Annotated in this window: 1 pseudogene; it reads right to left on the reverse strand. The window is 62.7% G+C overall.

Features of this window, described 5'->3' with window-relative positions:
- Positions 1-73: 73 nt before the first annotated feature.
- Positions 74-544, reverse strand: a pseudogene (locus X738_RS80650) (DDE-type integrase/transposase/recombinase); the annotation flags it as partial.

The raw sequence follows: 544 nt of genomic DNA on the forward strand, positions 1-544 counted from the left end.
GTAGCAACGTTTCGACACCGCTACCTTGGCACATTGTGATGCCGTTAGGGGGCGTCCACCCCATCGATTAGGCCTAGTAGTCGAGGGCGAACATGCTGACGCCCTGCGCCGAGATGCGTCGCTCCCTCCCGGGCATGAATGCCAGCAGGACCCGCATGGCATCATCGTCGAAGCGCGGGAGATTGCGCGCCCGGCGCTCCCACTCTCTGGCCGGCACCTTCAGCGTCTTCGCGTTTTCCTGCAGGTTATGATCGATCACCGCGAGTGCGAGGCATCGCTCGAGATCGGCGAAGCTTAGACGGGCTCGTCGCTCTGCGGGATATTCGTCGCGGTCCGCCACGGATCTGCCTGTCGAGCCGGGCTGCGTCGCAAAAACGGCATTGAGTTTCCCGAGCAGCCTTTCGACCACGCCACCCTGATGGACGCGACCGCGATCCCGGTAGCGGATGCGAATTCCGTAGTCCTCGCTCCCACGCTGGAAGGCATGTCCTTTGAATTCCTTGGCGGAGTCGGTCACAAGCATCCGCGGTCGACCGAACATCGG

Source organism: Mesorhizobium sp. L48C026A00, assembly GCF_000502375.1.
Taxonomy (GTDB): Bacteria; Pseudomonadota; Alphaproteobacteria; order Rhizobiales; family Rhizobiaceae; genus Mesorhizobium; species Mesorhizobium muleiense.